The organism is Desulfovibrio sp. DV (genome assembly GCF_001936595.1).
Lineage (GTDB): Bacteria > Desulfobacterota > Desulfovibrionia > Desulfovibrionales > Desulfovibrionaceae > Solidesulfovibrio.
This window is the reverse complement of sequence record NZ_MLBG01000037.1, coordinates 1-15,352: the sequence shown is the minus strand read 5'-3', so window position 1 is coordinate 15,352 and position 15,352 is coordinate 1. Positions and strand designations below refer to the sequence as shown.

Below are 15,352 nucleotides of genomic sequence, written 5' to 3'. Positions count from 1 at the left end.
GAGAGGAATCCGGCAGCCAGTGGGCGGACAGGGAGGGGGCCGGGGCCGGAGGTGGATGCACTGCGGCGGCAGGCCGGACGTCTCAAGAGAGGAGGCGTGAACCTCGGGCAGGCATGGAGCGGAGCCGGCTCGAAACGCGCTGCCGGGCTGCGAACAGCCTCCCGGAGACGCGCCGGGCAGGAAGAGCGGCGGTCACTTTGGCTCGGCATGTGCCCTGGCCCTTCCGGGAAGGCCGCCCGGGGCGGCGGCAAAGCGTCCGCCAGTCGCCGGGTTCGGGGCGGCTGGCGGACGCGGAGGCTTCGGGCGGGTTTATGGCTGGGCCGTTTTGGGGTCGGCCGTGCTGCCGGCTGCCGGCGGGGCGACGGCGGGAACCGTGAAGGCGGGATCGGCGGCCGTGCCGGTGAGTGTGGCCCGGGTGACGTTGAGGGTGCCGCCCTGGGCGTCGTACAGGCCGAATCCGACCTTGCCGGAGGTATGGGTTGCATCGGTGGTGGTCAACACCTCGGTGCCGTTGATGTAAAAGGTCAGGGTCGTGCCGTTGGCCACGGCCCGCAGTTCGTTGACTCCGGACTGGTTGATGGCGGCGCTGCTGATCCAATCCTGGAGTTTTGTCCAGGAGTAGCCGCTGACTTTCCAGATGCTGTATGTTCCGCCGTTGCGGTAGGCCATCCAGTAGCCGCTGTACAGGTCTCCGGAAGCGTCTTGCGGCGTCGGGACGGCACGCATGAACAGGCAGGCGGCGTCAAGGGATGCGGCATCGCCGGAAAGCTGCATGGTGACGCGGTAGTCAAGGTTGGCGAAATTGGCGTTGGAGCGGTGCAGATAGTGGTATTTGCTGCTGCCTGTGCCGATGGTGGTCGCCCCGTTTATCGTGGACCACAGCCCGAAGGTATTGGCCGTCCAGTTGCCAAGGCCTGCTGTGAACAGTTCGGTGAAGCTCGTGGAAGAAGGCTTGCTGACAATGCCGATGGTGGTCGGGATACCGAGCGGGAGAAAGTTGATGCCGGCAACCGGTGGCGGTTTCAGGGTGTCGATGGCGGCCTTGAGGTTGACCCGGGGTTTGGTGACGGCCACTTTGCCGTCGGTGATCAACGTCCCGGTGGTGGCCAGGGTGGAGCGCACCTGGGCCGGGGTGAGGTAGTTGCCGGTGATGGCCTTGGCCGCGCTTTGCAGGGCGGCGGCCGCGCCGGCGGCATAGGGGCAGGCGGCCGAGGTGCCGCCGAAGGAGGTGTTAAACGTGCTGCCCTGGTAAGCGCATTGCAGGGTGTAGGCCTGGTTGGATGGGGCAAACAGGGTCAGGAAAGACGCGGAATTGGAATAGGCCGTGACCTTGTCGGCGGCTGTGGTGTCGTCAACGTACCAGCCCGTCGCGCAACCGGTAGTGGCGATTTTGTTGGCGCAGGAGTCCCCGCTGACGCAGGGGGTGTTGTTGCCGAAATTGGCGTCGTAGACCGCACCCACGGAAATGACGTGGGAGATGCAGGCCGGCCAGCCCATGGCGGTGCAGTAGCCGTCATTGCCCGAGGAGGCGAAGATGGTGATGCCGGCAGCCACGGCATTGGCCGCTGCCGTGGTCATGGCCGGCACGGCGGCATCGCAGTTGGCCGAATACTGATCACCGCCAAAGCTGGTGCTGATGATGCGGATGGGGTTGGCCGGGGAGAGATTTTGGTAGGTCACGGCCCATTCCCAGGCAAGGATCATGGAGGCATTGGTGGAGCTGCCGCCGGTGGGCGTGTTGGTGATTTTCAGGGCAAAGAGCTTGGCTCCCGGGGCTACGCCACCGATGTAGTCGCCGGTGTCGGCGAGATCGCCGGCCACGATGCCGGCGCAGGCCGTGCCGTGCCCCTGGCGGTCCATGGGATCGAGCTTGCCTTCGCCCGTGTCGTAGCCGCCGAGGACCTTGGCGTTGGGGTAGCTGCCATTCCCGAGATACAGGTTGTTGTAGTCGATGCCGGTGTCGCACACGACCACGCCCACCCCGGACCCGTTGTAGCGCGACCGGGTGGCCAGGGCGTTCTCCAGGGGAATGCCCTGGCGCAGATGGGGGGTCAGGACGCCGTTTTCCTCGACGCTGGCCACCGCGTCATTGGCGAGCAGGGCGGCGAGCTGTCCGGCCGTGGCGGTGACGACGAAGGCCGGCATGTAGCTGAATTGCTGGGTGACCGTGCCCAGGTCGGCAGCCTGGCGCCGGTTGAAAAAGGCGTCCAGGCTGGCCTGGGTCCTGGCGCGCACCTCGGCCTTGCCGGCTTCGGTGGCGAATTCCGAGGGGCTATGGCCCCGGGTCTGTTTGAGCATGACAATGAAACTGCCGGTCGCTCCTTCGGTGGCCAGGTGAGCCAATGCTTGCTGCGAGGCGTGGAGGCTGGAATCGGTTTGGATCTGGGCGACGATTTGCTGGGCACTTTGTTGGGCCGCAGCCTGGACGGAAAAAATGAATACGATGTGAATGGTTGCAAGGGCAATTATACGTTTGGACAACTTCAACATACGTCCGCCTTTTTTGTTGCTCTTGTGTGAAACGACCTGTGGATTGGGTTTTTTATTTCTTACTATGGAGTGATTTTTTATATATCCTTTTTATTGGAGAAGTTTTTTGATGCAGTTTTGGAATGATCGGGCTTCTTCTTGAAGGGATGGCCTTATCGCTCCACGAGGATACAAGGCAAATAGGAGGCCTGTCCAGGGCGTTTATCGGGCTGTCGCAGGAAGTTGACGGGCCAGAACCAAGCGTCAGGCACTCTTTTTTGCTGTGTCGCCTGTCTGATGCGGCAGGTGAGGGCGGCAAAAGGACGGGTGTAAGAGCGAAATCGTACGTTGGCCGGGCCGGACGGCCCCTTAACGCAGGGTCAGGCCGTGTTTGCGCAAAAGGCCGTAGAGGCGCGACTGGCTTAAACCCGAGTGGTTCATGGCCGAACGGACATCGCCGCCGCTCACGCCAAGCAACTGTTCGAGGTAGGCGCGTTCCACCCGGTCGTGGGCTTGCCGTTTGTAGGATTCCCAGTCAAGCGGTGCGTCGCTGTGGTCGCTTTCGTTTAAGCGGCAAAGCGCGCTCCCTGAGGCCTGGGCCTTGGGGGCCGGCCGGGCCCGGGCTGCCCGGGAGCGCACGAACCGGGCCCGCGCATCGCGGGGCAGATGCGACGGCAGCAGTTCCGGTTCAAGGGGCGCGGCAGCCATGAGCGCTTCCAGCACGTGGACCAGTTCGCGCACGTTGCCCGGCCAGTCGTAGCCGGCGAACAACTCAAGGAGTTCGGCCGAGACCATGCTCAGGGGCAGCTTGCCGGCCCGGCAGATGCGGGTGAGGTGGAACTCGGCGATGTCAGGCAGATCGTCGGCCATTTCGCGCAGGGGCGGCGGGGTGATGGGAACGGCCCGGATGCGGTAGAGCAGGTCCTCGCGAAAGGTCCCGGCCGCCACCATGGCGGCCAGATCGCGGTTGGTGGCGCACACCAGCCGGAAATCGACCTGGATCTCGCGGTTTTCACCCAGCGGGCGATAGGTGTGGCTTTCCAGCAATCGCAAAAAGCCTTTTTGCATCTCAAGCGACAGTTCGCTGATCTCGTCGAGGAAAAGCGTGCCGCCGTCGGCCCTGGCCAGCAGGCCGGGTTTGTCCCCGGACGCGCCGGTGAACGCCCCCCGGCGGTGGCCGAACAGTTCGCTGGCCATGATGGTTTCCTGGAGTCCGGCGCAGTCCACGATGACGAAATCGGCCTTGGCCCGGGGACTGTTGTCGTGGATGGCCCGGGCAAAGAGCTCCTTGCCGGTGCCGGTCTCGCCAATGAGCAGCACGTTGGCCTGGCTTCTGGCCGCCCGGCCAAGCTGGCGCAGGGCCCGGTCCATGGCCGGGCCGCCGCCGACGATGCCGGGACGGCGCACGGGCAGGGAATCCTGTTTCTTTTCGCGAAAGCGCAGGGCGCGCAGGCAGGCCAGGCGCAGCGCTTCCTGGCTGGCGGACTTCTCGATATAGTCCCAGGCCCCGCTTAAGATGGCCAGCTCTGCCCCGTCCGGGTCGCCGGCCCCGGTGATGATGACCACCTCGGGCTCGCTTGGCAGGGCGCGCAGTCTGGGCAGCAGGTCGAGGCCCGTTCCGTCGGGCAGGCGCACGTCGAGAAAAACCAGATCGAATTCCGCGCCAAGGGCCATGGCGTCGGCTGCGGCCACCGAATCGGCCCGGGCGGTTTCGTGGCCCTCGGCAGCCAGCAGGCGGCACAGGAATTCCCGGAAAAAGGCGTCGTCGTCGATGACCAGGATGTGCGCCATAGAGGGGACGGGATCAGGCGTCCTGGGTCAGGTAGGGATGGGCGCGCACTGCTGCGAACACGGCGGCCAGTTCCAGTTTGGCCTGGGCGAGGTACGACCGGCAGGCGGTGATGTCGCCAAGCCGGCAGGCTTCCTGAAGGGAGCGCATGGCCGCTGCGAGCCGCTCGGCCCGGATCGGCCCGGACATGCCGGCCAGATCGTGGGCCAGCCCCAGGGCGGCGGCTGTGTCGCCCCGGGACACGGCCTCGGTCAGGGCCTGTCCCTTGGGTTCGGCCAGTTCCAGAAAAAGCGCCAGCAGTTCGGCGGCGAACTCCCGGCGTCCCTTTCGGGAAAATTCAGACAGATCAAGAAGTTCTTCCCGGCTGTTCGTGGCCAGCCGGGCCTTGGACAGGACTTGCCCGATGACGGCAAACAGATCCGCGCCACGTACCGGTTTGGACACGTGGGCGTCCATGCCGGCCTCCAGGCAGCGTTCCCGGTCGCCCTGCATGGCAAAGGCGGTGAGCGCCAAAATGGGCACTTCCGGCGGGTTGGCCGGGGCGCAGCGCCCCTCGCGGATGGCCCTGGTCACGGTCAGGCCGTCCATGTCGGGCAACTGGATGTCCATGAGGATGCAGTCTACAGTCTGGGAAGCCGCGACCTCGAGGGCTTGGCGGCCATCGACGGCCGGGATGGGGGTATGGCCGTTTTTGCGCAACAGGTGGAGCATGTAGATCCGGTTGACGTCGTTGTCGTCGACGACCAGCACGGTCAGGGGAGGCAGGTCCTGAGCCGGACTCGATACATCCATTACGGGGCCCCTTCTTGAGGTGGAAGCGCCGACAGCAAGAATCCATCGCTTTCCAGTATGAGGACAATTTCCTACCATGGCCCGCAACGAATGACAAATTGCAACTTTTCAGCCAATTCCATAAATAGTGGAGTCGGTTGCGCGGAGCCGTTGGGCCGCAGCGGCCTGCCCCTGGCCGGGGCTTGCGCTCTGGCATAGGATGGCTACTTCAGGCGGGAGGATGGGTGATTTATGGTGTCACAAGCGCTTGCGCCCCATATCGAAGCCTTGCTTCGCCGGGCCGGTCCGGACGGGGCTTTTGCCGTGGCCGAAGGCTCGGCCCCGCGTCCCGACGCCACGGCCTGGGCAGCCATGGCCCTTTTCGCCGCCGGTGTGGCCGGCGAGAAGGTCACTGCCGCCCGGACCGCCCTGGCCGCCGCCCAGCTGGCCGACGGACGGGTGCCGGTGCTGCCCGGGCGTCCCGAGGCGGCCTGGCCCACCACCCTGGCCCTTTTGGCCTGGCTGCCCGATTCGGCTTTTGCCGCGCCGGCCGCCCGGGCTGCGGCCTGGCTGGCCGCCCATCCGGGCTCGCACTGGGTGCGCCGGGCCGAAGAGACGGCCGTGGTCGCCCATGACACCAATCTGCGGGGCTGGGCCTGGATCGACGGCACCCATTCCTGGGTCGAGCCGACGTCGCTGGCCATGCTGGCCCTGTCGGCCATGGCCGCGCCGCCCCGGGAGGCCCTCGATGAGGCCGTGCGCCTGCTCCTTGACCGTCAGCTTCCGGACGGCGGCTGGAACTACGGCAACACCCGCGTCTTTCGAAACACCCTGCTTCCGGTGCCCGAATCCACCGGCCACGCCCTGGCCGCCCTGGGCGGCCGGGTCGGGCCGACGGCCGTGGCAGCGAGCCTTCATTATCTGGCCGGACCGCAATGCGCCGTGCCCACGCCCCTGGCTGCGGCCTGGCGGGCCTTCGGGCTTGGGGCGTACGGCCTGGCCACGCCGGCCGTCACCGCGGGCTGCCTGCTCGCCCTGGGCCGGCAGGACCGCTACGGTCCCTACGACACCCCGCTGCTGGCCCAGGCCATTGCCGCCGTGGCCGCGTCCGGGCGCTTTGCCGCCCTTTTGGGAGACCGCCATGACCAGCCATGACCCCCAGACGCCTCGCCGCTTCACCCGCCGCCAGGCGGTCAAACTGGCTGCCGCCGCCGGACTGGTGGCGGCCGGCGGACTGGCGGCTGCACCGCTTTTCAAGGAAAAGCGCCTGACCCCGGTCTTTGTGGCCAAGGCGGCGGAGTATGGAGCCGATCTGGGGGGAATACTGCGCCGGGGGCTGGCCGAGCTCGGGCTGACGTCCCAGGAAATGGCCGGCAAGCGGGTGCTTTTAAAGCCCAATCTGGTCGAGCCCCATGCCGGGGCCGGGCATATCAACACCCATCCCCTGGTGGTGCGGGCGGCGGCCGAGGCCTTTTTGGCCCTGGGAGCGGCCTCGGTGGTGGTGGCCGAGGGGGCCGGGCATCGCCGTGACGCCTATCTGGTGTTGGAGGAATCGGGGCTGGCCGATATTCTGGCCCGGGAAAAGCTGCCGTTTTTCGACCTCAACAACGGCCCGGTGGCCCCGGCCAAAAATCTCGGCGGCTTTAGCAAGCTCGGCGAGCTCTGGCTGCCGGAGCTGATCACCCGCACGGACATGGTGGTGTCGGTGGCCAAGATGAAGACCCATCACTGGGCCGGGGTCACGCTGTCCATGAAGAACCTGTTCGGCGTCATGCCGGGCGTGGTCTACGGCTGGCCCAAAAACGTCCTGCATTTTGCCGGCATCGAGCCGTCGATCCTGGACATCAACGCCACGGTGCGGCCGGATTTCGCCATAGTCGACGGCATTGTGGGCATGGAGGGCGACGGTCCCATCATGGGCGATCCGGTGGCGGCCGGGGTGCTGGTCATGGGGCGCAGCGCCGTGGCCGTTGACGCCACCTGCTGTCGGATCATGGGCATCGATCCCGGGCGCGTGGGCTACCTGGACCTGGCTGACGGCCGGCTGGGCACCATCCAGGCCGGGCGGATCGAACAGCGCGGCGAAATTCCGGCCGCTGTGCGCCGCGATTTCGCCCTGCTTGACTACGTGCCGGCCCAGCAGAACCTGCGCCTTGGCCGCTAGCCTCGCGTTCGCAACGAAACGTCTCTGTTTTCGCGAATAAAAAAGAATGATTCCGGTCTACTGTCGTGCAAAAAGGCAGAGACTATTTCCTTGACGCGACACGAGCGGAGCCGGCAGGCGTCCCGGTGCCGCCGGCGAGGCTAGAAGTCCGGGAACCAGGCCGCGCCGGTAACCAGGCGGTAGAGCGTCCATTCCTCAATGGCCAGTCCGCCGGCGTAGAGGCAGGTTCCGGTCTGGCCCGAGGCGCTGTCGCCGATGACCAGTTCGCCGCCGGTGGCGACGCAAAAAGTCGAGGCCGGATTGGCCAGGCCGACAAGCTGGGCCGCAGCCGGGGCGGCCAGGGCAGCGGCCAGAACCGCGGTCATAACGGCTGAGGAGACAACGCGCATAAGCTCTCCGTGGTCCCGGCCGGGGGTGCCGGATCAGGCCGGGGCTTGCTGGTTCTCCTGGCGGGGGAAGACCGCCAGCCTGGGGCTGCCGGGCACCGGGCGTCCCTTGCAGGTGGCTTCGATGCGGTGGGGCCGGCCGTCGCGAAACTGGGGCGGCACAAGCCAGACAAAGCCGGAATAGCCGTCGCCAAAGCCGCCCGCCGCCACGTCGGGGCGGTAGTCGCCGGCGGTGAGCAGAAATTCCTGGCCGTCCACGGTCAGCTTGACGTCCTGGCGCACGGTGGGGGCGGCCGCGTCCCGCACCCAGCCAAGCATCCGGTCGGCCTGGGGCGGATCGAGATGCCCCATGATGCCGCCCGGGGCTTTCATGGCAAACTGCCAGCCGTGGAGTTCCAGGGAAAATTCCACCGGTCCCGGAGGGCCGAAGCACAGGAGCCGGTGCTCCAGCTCTTCCTTGGTGATGTCCGGGGTCAAGCGGCACATGCGTTCGAAGTCGGCGACCGTGCGTTTGTTCGGGCCCCAGGCCAGCGACCGGGTTGGGGTGATGGGGGCCTCGCTGGTGATCCGGGGCGCGATGCGCAACAGCAGCAGGGACAGGGCCTGCCGGGCCACCCGGGCCAGGCCGGGACGATCCTTGGCTCCGGTGACGGGTATGATTTCGGCGTCGAGGATGGCCCCGGCGTCAATGCGTTCGTCCATGGCGTGGAAGGTTGCGCCGAAGGTCGCGGCCCGTTCGTAGGCGGCCCAGGCCTCGGGGGCTGTGCCGGGATAGTCGGGCGAGGCCGGGTGGATGTTGTAGGCCCCATGCGAAAAAGCGGCCAGACAGTCGGCCGGCACAATGACGTTGGACAGATAGGAGAGCAGCCGGGAATTGGGGCCGAGGTTGGCCACCTGGGCGCGAAGGCCGGGCAAATCAATGACGTGACGCAGCTCGACGTTTCGCCCGTGGGCGGAAAGCATCTGGAGAAGGGTTGCGGCCTCTTCATTGGAGGAAAGCAGAACAAGCGTCAGGGACATGAAGTACCTCGAAGTTTCGTCTGGCACTGCGGCGCCGGACCTGTAGGATGCTGCCGAAACTATCTGCCGGTCGTGGCAGGGTCAAGGCGAAGACAACCGGCCGGCATCATTTTTTGGCCCGGATGAAGGGAATGTCCTTGGCTGAGCCGGAACTGTACAGCAGCGAGGTGACCTGCCCGTTGTTGTCGAATTCCAGGCGTATCCCGTGCACGGCGCCGCCGCTGTCGGAACCGTCAAAGACGCCGTAGAGCAGATGGCGCATGGCGATGGTCTGGTTGTCCCGGGTCATGGCGAGGCCTGTGGCGGTCTGGCTGAGGCGCAGGGTGCCGAGCACGGGATTGGTGTAGACGCCGCTGGCCAGTTTGGCCGGGGTGTCCGGGATAACGAACGCTTCTTCCGGCCCCGGAACCTGGGCCGGCGGCGGGGCAGGGGCTTCGGCCTTGGCAGGCGGTATTTCGGTCTTGGCCAGGACTGTGGCCTTGGCTGCCGGCGGGAGTGTTTCGGCTGGGGCGGGCATGGCAGGCCCGGCGGGCAGTGGCCGCTTTGCAGCCGCAACGGCAGAAGCTTCCGGGGCTTTGCCCGGCGGCAGGGGGGCGGGCTGGGCCGGCTCCGGCTTGTTGTCTGTCGCTTTGGCTTCCGGGGCGGGTTGGAACGGAACAGGTTGGGGAGAAGCGCCGGCCGGCGGCGTCACGGGCAGGCGCAGCACGTTGCCGGCCATGATGCGCTGGGATTTGTCGATGGCATTGGCCTGGGCCAGGGCGTCAGGGGTGAGGCCGTGCTTCTGGGCGATGCGGCTGAGGGTGTCGCCGGGCTGGATGGTGTATTGGGTGCCCCCGGGAACCGGGCCGCCGACAGGAGCCGGGCTCGTGGCGGCGGCCAGGAGCAGGCCCGGGACCAGACAGGCCGGCAGGGCAAAAAGCAGGAACTGGCGCGGCAGCGGCATAGGCGTCCTTTGTATGGATGTTTTGCCGGTCTGGCAAAATGGTTCGTTATTTTTCAGTCGCGTTTATAAGAAAAAGCGTCTGGCCTGACAATGCGTAAAACACCTCCTGCCGGGTCGCCGGCCAGGGGTTTGGGACACGGTCCGAGCGGTGTTGGGACTTGCCATCTCGCTGGTTTGGCCTTACCTCATGTGTTGGTCGGGGTGTCGAGAAACGAATGGGACAAAGCGCCATGCAAAGGCGTCGCAGGACGACGCCGAGGATGACGTCCCGGCTGGCAATGCGCCCCGGGGCGTCCGCTCGTTTTGATCCAGGCCGCATCCACCCCGGCATCCCCCGCAACCTCGTCTCCGTCGTCTTCTGCCTTGCGTCCGCCATCGGCTTCGGCCCGGCCGGCCGGAAGCTGGAGCGCCGGATTTCGCGACCAAAGGCGGCACAGATCTTTTATGGATAACCCGCAAGACACCGAGACCACCGACGCCAAGAAGGGCGCTTCCGGCTCCCTGGGCAGTCTGGGCCTGTCGCTGACGGACAGGGAAAAAAAGAACCTCATGACGTTTCTGTCCATCGGGATCATCCTGGTGGAGTTTGCCGTCACCATCGCAGCCGTGTGCTACGGAATCATCAGGTCGCAGAAACTGCCCGACGGCAGCATCGAGTTCCAGTTCCCCTGGATTCCCTACGCCGTGGCCCTGATCCTGGCCCCGGTGGCCATCATGCTGGTGGTCAACATCATCGGCATGGGCTTTACCCGCATCTTTCGGGGCGACCCGAGCATGGACGAGGAGCAGATGCGCTATATGCCCGAGCGCCTGCGCCGGCTTATCGCCCTGTCCCGGGGGTTGCCGTCCATCATTCTCCTTGGCGGCATGATCCTCGTCGGCGCGGCCCTGTACTACCTCGACGCCGTCATCCAGGCCATTTTGCGCATCGGCGACCACGTCGAGGTCATTGCCCCCTGGGTCATGGCCGGGCTGGTGGCGGCCTGGTGCCTCACCTATCTCGTGCGCATGTGGTTTCTTTACAAGACCCGGCGGATGCATGAGGAATACGCGTTTCGGCGCGAGGTGCTGGAGCGCACCGGCATCGTCATTGTTGACAACCGCAAGCACATCGCCGCCGATGGCCGCACCATCGGCGAACACGGCAACGTCCTGCCCGGTCGCGTCATCGACGTGCTGCCGCCCGGGGAGTCCGACGCCGACAAGGACGCCCCATGACCGAACAGGTCGAACGCCTGGGCCGCAAAGCCCGGGATATTCTGCTGGCCCGCATCGCCCGCACCGACGACGCCGGCCGGGTCGAGGCCCTTTCCGCCTTTGTCGGCCTGTCCCGGCCCGATCTTGGGCCTGACGCTGCCGGCATCATTGCGGAGGCCGCCCCGCCCCTGCCGCCGGCGCTGACCGAGAAGTGGGTGGGCATGTTCGTTTCCCGTCTGCTTGAGACCGTGCCCCATGTCCAGGTGGCGGAGTTGTGCGACGGCAGCGCCGAAAACGAGGCTGCCCTGGCCCTGGCCTATGTGATGTTTTTGGAATCCGAGCGCATGGAGAAGCAGATGGCCGAGGATCTGGCGGCCTGCAACCTGCCGGCCGGACTTGACGGGGCCGATGCCGCCGCCGAGACCTGCCGCCGGCTGGCCGATGCCGAGGAGCGCCGCCGGCAGGCGAGCCTGGAGAAGGCCGCCGCCTACCGCCGGGACCACAGCCGGGACAACTGAGAGCATTGTCCGGCCGCCGGAGCAACGGTGTTGCCGTCAAGGGCAACCTGCCATGCTTCCGGCCGGCCGGATTTCACCCAAGAGCAAACCATCCAGTTGGATTTTTCCCCTTTGCAGGGGGCTGGGGATCATCCCCGGGCGTCGAAGCTTTTCCGTCTTTTTTCCACTTCCGCGCATCGCCCTGGCCTCCTGCCCGGTCCGAGCAATCTCTCTCCAGGCGGGATTCCAAAGGGCTTCAGCCTTGCCGCCGGAGGCACTCTTCCTCTTCTTCTCTTTCTCCTCCGCCTAGGCGAACATGGCGCAGATGACCTCGAAGTGGGCTTCGGCCGTTTCCACCAGCTCGGGCAGATCGGCCGGAGTGAGGCCGACCGCGTTCCAGGCGGCGGGGTCGTAGCGGGGCACGAGGCGCTCGCCGCTGGTGCCGGGCAGGACTGCGCCGGCGATCATGTCGGCCACGCAGACAATGGACGGCTCCTGCGGCACCTCGCCGGACACCGGGGCGTGATGCCGCCACACGGCCTGCTCCAGGCTTTCGGGAAAGCGCCACTTGCGAAGGAGCATCCCGCCAAGCTCCCCATGGTCGAAGCCGAACAGTTCCTGCTCCACCGCAACCAGATGGCGTCCTGAAGCCGCGGCTGCGGCGAGCACGGCCCCGGCCGCCTCCGGCACCTGCTTGTAGAGCACCAGCCGGCCGATATCGTGGAGCAGTCCGGCCACGAAAAACCGCTCCGGACTGGGGTCGTGCATCCTGACAGCCAGCAGTTTGGCCACCAGCCCCACCCCGATGGAATGCCGCCAGAACTGGCGCATGTCGATGCAGCCGGCCGGGATGTCCTTGAAAAGCGGCATGACGGAAACGCCCATGGCCAGGGTGGAGAGCTGGTTTAGGCCAAGGAGCATGACCGCCCGGGACAGGGTGTCCACCGGGCCTGGGGGCAGGCCGCCGGAAACGCGCAGGGTGCGGGCGTAAAAGGCGCTGTTGACGAGCTTTAAAAGCTTGGCCGTGAGGCTTGGGTCCTTGCTGATGACGGCGGAGGCCTCTTCCACGGTGGAGGCCGGGTCGCTTAACACCTCGCGGATGCGCATGAAGACTTCGGGCAGGGAGACGAGGATCGGATCGGCCGCCAGGATGGCTTCGGGGCTCGGCAGATTGACCAGGCTTTCGCGGCCGCAGGCCGGCGGGCGCACCGGGCGCACGGCAGCCAGGGCCTCGGCCCGGGCCAGGGCCAATTCGGTCAGGGCAATGGTCAGGGGTTCATCGGCCGGCAGTGGGGCGAAACGCCGCCGCACCGCTTCTTCGGGCGTGTCGGCCGGTTCGGCCGGGACTGCCGGGGATGTTGCTGCCGCTGAATCCGAAGTGGCCTCGATTTCACGGATACGCCAGCCGCGCAGCCACTTGAGGTGGCTTTCGGCCAGCACCGTGCCGGCCGGAAGCCGGTAGCGGCCGTCGGGGCTTTCGATCTCGGCGGCGAGCACCATGCCGGCCCGGATCTGGGAAAAGGGAATGGTGGGCATAGGCCGTCTCTTTGCCGGCCCCTTGGCCGACGGCGGAAGATGGGCTTCGGGCGGATCCCGGGAAAGTCAGCCGTTGCCGAGCTTTACCAGCGCCACGCCGACCCGGCAAGAGCCATGGCGCAATCCCCGGCCGCCTGGCTGTCCGGTATGTCCCGGCCATCTGGGCTGTCCGGGCTGCCCGGGGGTTCCCCCGGGCAGCCCGTTGGCCTATAAGGGCCGTCTGGAGGCATCATGACCGTATCCCCGCTTCTGACCGGCGATGGACAGCTCGTCGATATCGGCGACATCCGCTACAACGAGGATCTGGCCGCGCCCCAGGCCTTTGGCCTCATGCGCTTTTCCCATACCAGCGACGCCTTGCGCGGCCTTGTGCGCGATCTGCGCGATCGGGCTGCCCGGGAGTCCCGGCCGCTGACCGATTTCATGGACATAAGTGGCCGCAGCGGCCATTCGCGCATCGGCCTGGACATCCATCTGACCGGCGACGCCCCGCAGGTGTCCGACAGCGCCCGCACCGTGGAGCTGCCGGTGGCCGTGACCGCCCTAAACGCCGTACTGGCCGAGTCCCTGGCTGATCTGCGCGGGCTTTGCTGCGATGGCGGCGTGGATTTCGGGCGGCTTTTCATCCCCCGGGGGCCGGCCGTCGGCCGGGCCGAGATTGCCGAGGCCATCGAGCGGGGCTGGCTCCTGCTCCCCCTGCGCCACAGCGTGGCCGAGGACGGGGTGGTGGAGATCGTGCTGGAAGACCTGCGCTATGTCCTGTCCTCACGGCTGCTCGGCGTGGGACGCAATTTTGCCGAGATGGTGGTCAAGGGCAAGCACGGCCTGGGTATTTTCCAGAGTCTGGCCCCGACCGGCCTGCCGGCCGCCCTGGCGGCCAAGGATTTCATGGTCGGGGCCGTGCATATCGCCCTGGGCCCGTTTACCGCCTTTCTGGAGCGCGCCACCAACCGCGACGGCGTCTTCCATCTGGCCTCGCGCCTGCTCGACGGCATTCGCACCACGGGCATCAGCACGCCGCGCCAGGTGGAACTCTACAACTCCGGCGAGGCGGCGGCGCAAACGGACGGCATGGCCGTGCGCCTGCGGCTCTATCCGCCGGATGCGCGGGTGGCCCGGCTGGCCGAGCGGGTGCTCATTCCCGGCCGCAGCCGGGAGGTGCTGGCTGCCGGAGTCGATTTCGCCGACCTGACCGACATCTTCAATCCCGTGGCCAGCCGGGCGCTTTTTGACGAAGTGACCGACGATCCTGGCGACGGCGGCATCTACGGCCGCATCCTCATGCCCGGCAAGATGATCACCATCCCCTGGGAGCAGGAGGAGGGCGTGTGGCTGCGGGAATTCCAGTGGCGGCTGGTGTACGAATACGCCCGGGGCAATGTCCCGGAGGGAGTCCTTGAGGGCGAGGAGATTCCCAAGCGGATGCGCCCGTTTCTCGACGACCTCAAGTACGTCGGCGGCGAGCAGAAGCTGTCCAAGGTCTTTGTGGCCGACGCGGTGCCGCCGGCCGACACGCTCCGGGTGCTCAAGCGAAACGGCATCGGCGTGGTGGCGGCGCGGGGCATGGGCTGCGCTCCGGGCAAGGCCTGCCGGCCGCCCTTTTTCCGCATGGACCAGACGCTTTACGAGGAGCTCGTGCGCCTTGAGGGCGAGGGGATGCGGTTTTATCTGCTGCTTGAGTTCAACGGCCAGTCCCAGATGCGCGAGTTTTTCCGGGGCCTGTGGGTGACCCGCGAGGGGCGCGAACATCTGCCGCGCATCCACACCACCATGGCCATGTTCGGTTCGGCCTGCGACGTCCTGGGACCGGTCCTGGCCGAACCCATTGCCGCCTTTTTGAAAAAGATGCGCGACCATCCGCGCCTGGGCGAGGGCTTTGCCGTGGCCCATGGCTCGGGGCCGGGGGTCATGCGTATTGTCGACGACGCGGCCGCTGCCCTTGGCATATTCCGCCTGGGCGTTGGCATCGACGCCGAGGAAATCGGCCAGATCCCCAATTTCGAGCCCGAAGCCGTGGCCCAGTTCACCAACCTGGCCATGAACACCCGGCAAGACATCCTGGACCGGCGTTCGCTCTTTAAGATCTTTAATCTCGGCGGTTTCGGCACCAGCTACGAAGTGAACATGGCGCTCACCTTTTTAAAGATCGGGCAGTGCCTGCCCGCCCCCTACATCTTCATCGACCCGGTGGGCCTTGGCCCGAACGGCGAGCCGTTTTGGCGGCAGACCATCCAGCAGTTCCAGACCCTGAGCAGCGACTTGGCCGGCGGCGGCCACACCCTCGGCCCGCTTGGGCCGCGCTGGGTGGTCAATTGCTGCCACGAGGTCGGAACCTACGAAGAGGGCTACGCCATCATGGCCGCCTTTGTGGACGACCCGGCCGCCTATTGGCGCGAACGCGGCATCGCCCAAAGCCGGGTGCGCTTTGCCCGGGACAATCTCAAAAAGGCCGGCGTGCCCATTGCGCCTTATATTGAAGAGGCGTTGGAAGGGGAATAGAGAGGCAGAAGAGGGGAAAGGCAGAGGGCTGAAGGCAGAAGATGCCTCCGGCGGCCAAAGGGCTGAGCCCTTTGGAATCCC

12 protein-coding genes are annotated in these 15,352 nt (G+C 66.5%); 5 read left to right on the top strand and 7 right to left on the bottom strand.

What is annotated here, in order from left to right; all coding sequences use genetic code 11:
- Window positions 1-309: 309 nt before the first annotated feature.
- From DVDV_RS10185 to DVDV_RS10175, 3 genes are all read right to left on the bottom strand, one after another.
- Window positions 310-2,490, bottom strand: coding sequence for a S8 family serine peptidase (locus tag DVDV_RS10185; RefSeq protein WP_075354564.1), 2,181 nt, complete (start codon window positions 2,488-2,490; stop codon window positions 310-312).
- Window positions 2,491-2,838: 348 nt separating this feature from the next.
- Window positions 2,839-4,260 carry a sigma-54 dependent transcriptional regulator gene (locus DVDV_RS10180; RefSeq protein ID WP_075354563.1) on the bottom strand — a complete coding sequence of 474 codons (1,422 nt, stop codon included), beginning with the start codon at window positions 4,258-4,260 and terminating at the stop codon, window positions 2,839-2,841.
- A gap of 13 nt (window positions 4,261-4,273) precedes the next feature.
- A complete protein-coding gene (locus DVDV_RS10175; protein WP_075354562.1) occupies window positions 4,274-5,050 on the bottom strand; it encodes a response regulator in 777 nt (258 codons plus the stop codon).
- A 231-nt stretch (window positions 5,051-5,281) separates the two neighbouring features.
- On the opposite strand from DVDV_RS10175, the gene DVDV_RS10170 reads away from it, so the two are divergent.
- Both DVDV_RS10170 and DVDV_RS10165 read left to right on the top strand, forming a co-directional pair.
- Window positions 5,282-6,184: a hypothetical protein gene (locus DVDV_RS10170; RefSeq protein ID WP_075354561.1), complete on the top strand. Its 903-nt coding sequence runs from the start codon at window positions 5,282-5,284 to the stop codon at window positions 6,182-6,184.
- A complete protein-coding gene (locus tag DVDV_RS10165; RefSeq protein ID WP_075354560.1) occupies window positions 6,171-7,193 on the top strand; it encodes a DUF362 domain-containing protein in 1,023 nt (340 codons plus the stop codon). The genes DVDV_RS10170 and DVDV_RS10165 overlap by 14 nt, the downstream gene beginning before the upstream one ends.
- A gap of 140 nt (window positions 7,194-7,333) precedes the next feature.
- Here DVDV_RS10165 and DVDV_RS10160 read toward each other — a convergent pair whose 3' ends face one another.
- From DVDV_RS10160 to DVDV_RS10150, 3 genes are all read right to left on the bottom strand, one after another.
- Window positions 7,334-7,582 (bottom strand): DUF333 domain-containing protein, encoded by a 249-nt coding sequence (locus DVDV_RS10160; RefSeq protein WP_075354559.1) that lies wholly within the window; start codon window positions 7,580-7,582, stop codon window positions 7,334-7,336.
- 33 nt (window positions 7,583-7,615) lie between these two features.
- The gene (locus DVDV_RS10155; protein ID WP_075354558.1) at window positions 7,616-8,599 is read right to left on the bottom strand and encodes a formyltransferase family protein; all 984 of its coding nucleotides are present in this window, start codon (window positions 8,597-8,599) and stop codon (window positions 7,616-7,618) included.
- Between the two features lie 106 nt (window positions 8,600-8,705).
- A complete protein-coding gene (locus tag DVDV_RS10150; RefSeq protein ID WP_139311586.1) occupies window positions 8,706-9,542 on the bottom strand; it encodes a LysM domain-containing protein in 837 nt (278 codons plus the stop codon).
- 444 nt (window positions 9,543-9,986) lie between these two features.
- On the opposite strand from DVDV_RS10150, the gene DVDV_RS10140 reads away from it, so the two are divergent.
- Window positions 9,987-10,760, top strand: coding sequence for a hypothetical protein (locus tag DVDV_RS10140; protein WP_075354556.1), 774 nt, complete (start codon window positions 9,987-9,989; stop codon window positions 10,758-10,760).
- Complete coding sequence (locus tag DVDV_RS10135; protein WP_075354555.1) at window positions 10,757-11,257, top strand: hypothetical protein; 501 nt, start codon at window positions 10,757-10,759, stop codon at window positions 11,255-11,257. The genes DVDV_RS10140 and DVDV_RS10135 overlap by 4 nt, the downstream gene beginning before the upstream one ends.
- Window positions 11,258-11,542: 285 nt before the next feature.
- Here DVDV_RS10135 and DVDV_RS10130 read toward each other — a convergent pair whose 3' ends face one another.
- Window positions 11,543-12,772, bottom strand: coding sequence for an HDOD domain-containing protein (locus tag DVDV_RS10130; RefSeq protein WP_254845339.1), 1,230 nt, complete (start codon window positions 12,770-12,772; stop codon window positions 11,543-11,545).
- 231 nt (window positions 12,773-13,003) lie between these two features.
- On the opposite strand from DVDV_RS10130, the gene DVDV_RS10125 reads away from it, so the two are divergent.
- Complete coding sequence (locus tag DVDV_RS10125; protein WP_075354554.1) at window positions 13,004-15,271, top strand: Rossmann fold nucleotide-binding protein; 2,268 nt, start codon at window positions 13,004-13,006, stop codon at window positions 15,269-15,271.
- The last annotated feature ends 81 nt before the right edge of the window (window positions 15,272-15,352 follow it).

Bases quoted from the DNA above. Each gene is read 5' to 3' on its own strand.
- DVDV_RS10185 (WP_075354564.1), bottom strand. From the start codon at position 2,490: ATGTTGAAGTTGTCCAAACGTATAATTGCCCTTGCAACCATTCACATC.
- DVDV_RS10180 (WP_075354563.1), bottom strand. From the start codon at position 4,260: ATGGCGCACATCCTGGTCATCGACGACGACGCCTTTTTCCGGGAATTC.
- DVDV_RS10175 (WP_075354562.1), bottom strand. From the start codon at position 5,050: ATGGATGTATCGAGTCCGGCTCAGGACCTGCCTCCCCTGACCGTGCTG.
- DVDV_RS10170 (WP_075354561.1), top strand. From the start codon at position 5,282: ATGGTGTCACAAGCGCTTGCGCCCCATATCGAAGCCTTGCTTCGCCGG.
- DVDV_RS10165 (WP_075354560.1), top strand. From the start codon at position 6,171: ATGACCAGCCATGACCCCCAGACGCCTCGCCGCTTCACCCGCCGCCAG.
- DVDV_RS10160 (WP_075354559.1), bottom strand. From the start codon at position 7,582: ATGCGCGTTGTCTCCTCAGCCGTTATGACCGCGGTTCTGGCCGCTGCC.
- DVDV_RS10155 (WP_075354558.1), bottom strand. From the start codon at position 8,599: ATGTCCCTGACGCTTGTTCTGCTTTCCTCCAATGAAGAGGCCGCAACC.
- DVDV_RS10150 (WP_139311586.1), bottom strand. From the start codon at position 9,542: ATGCCGCTGCCGCGCCAGTTCCTGCTTTTTGCCCTGCCGGCCTGTCTG.
- DVDV_RS10140 (WP_075354556.1), top strand. From the start codon at position 9,987: ATGGATAACCCGCAAGACACCGAGACCACCGACGCCAAGAAGGGCGCT.
- DVDV_RS10135 (WP_075354555.1), top strand. From the start codon at position 10,757: ATGACCGAACAGGTCGAACGCCTGGGCCGCAAAGCCCGGGATATTCTG.
- DVDV_RS10130 (WP_254845339.1), bottom strand. From the start codon at position 12,772: ATGCCCACCATTCCCTTTTCCCAGATCCGGGCCGGCATGGTGCTCGCC.
- DVDV_RS10125 (WP_075354554.1), top strand. From the start codon at position 13,004: ATGACCGTATCCCCGCTTCTGACCGGCGATGGACAGCTCGTCGATATC.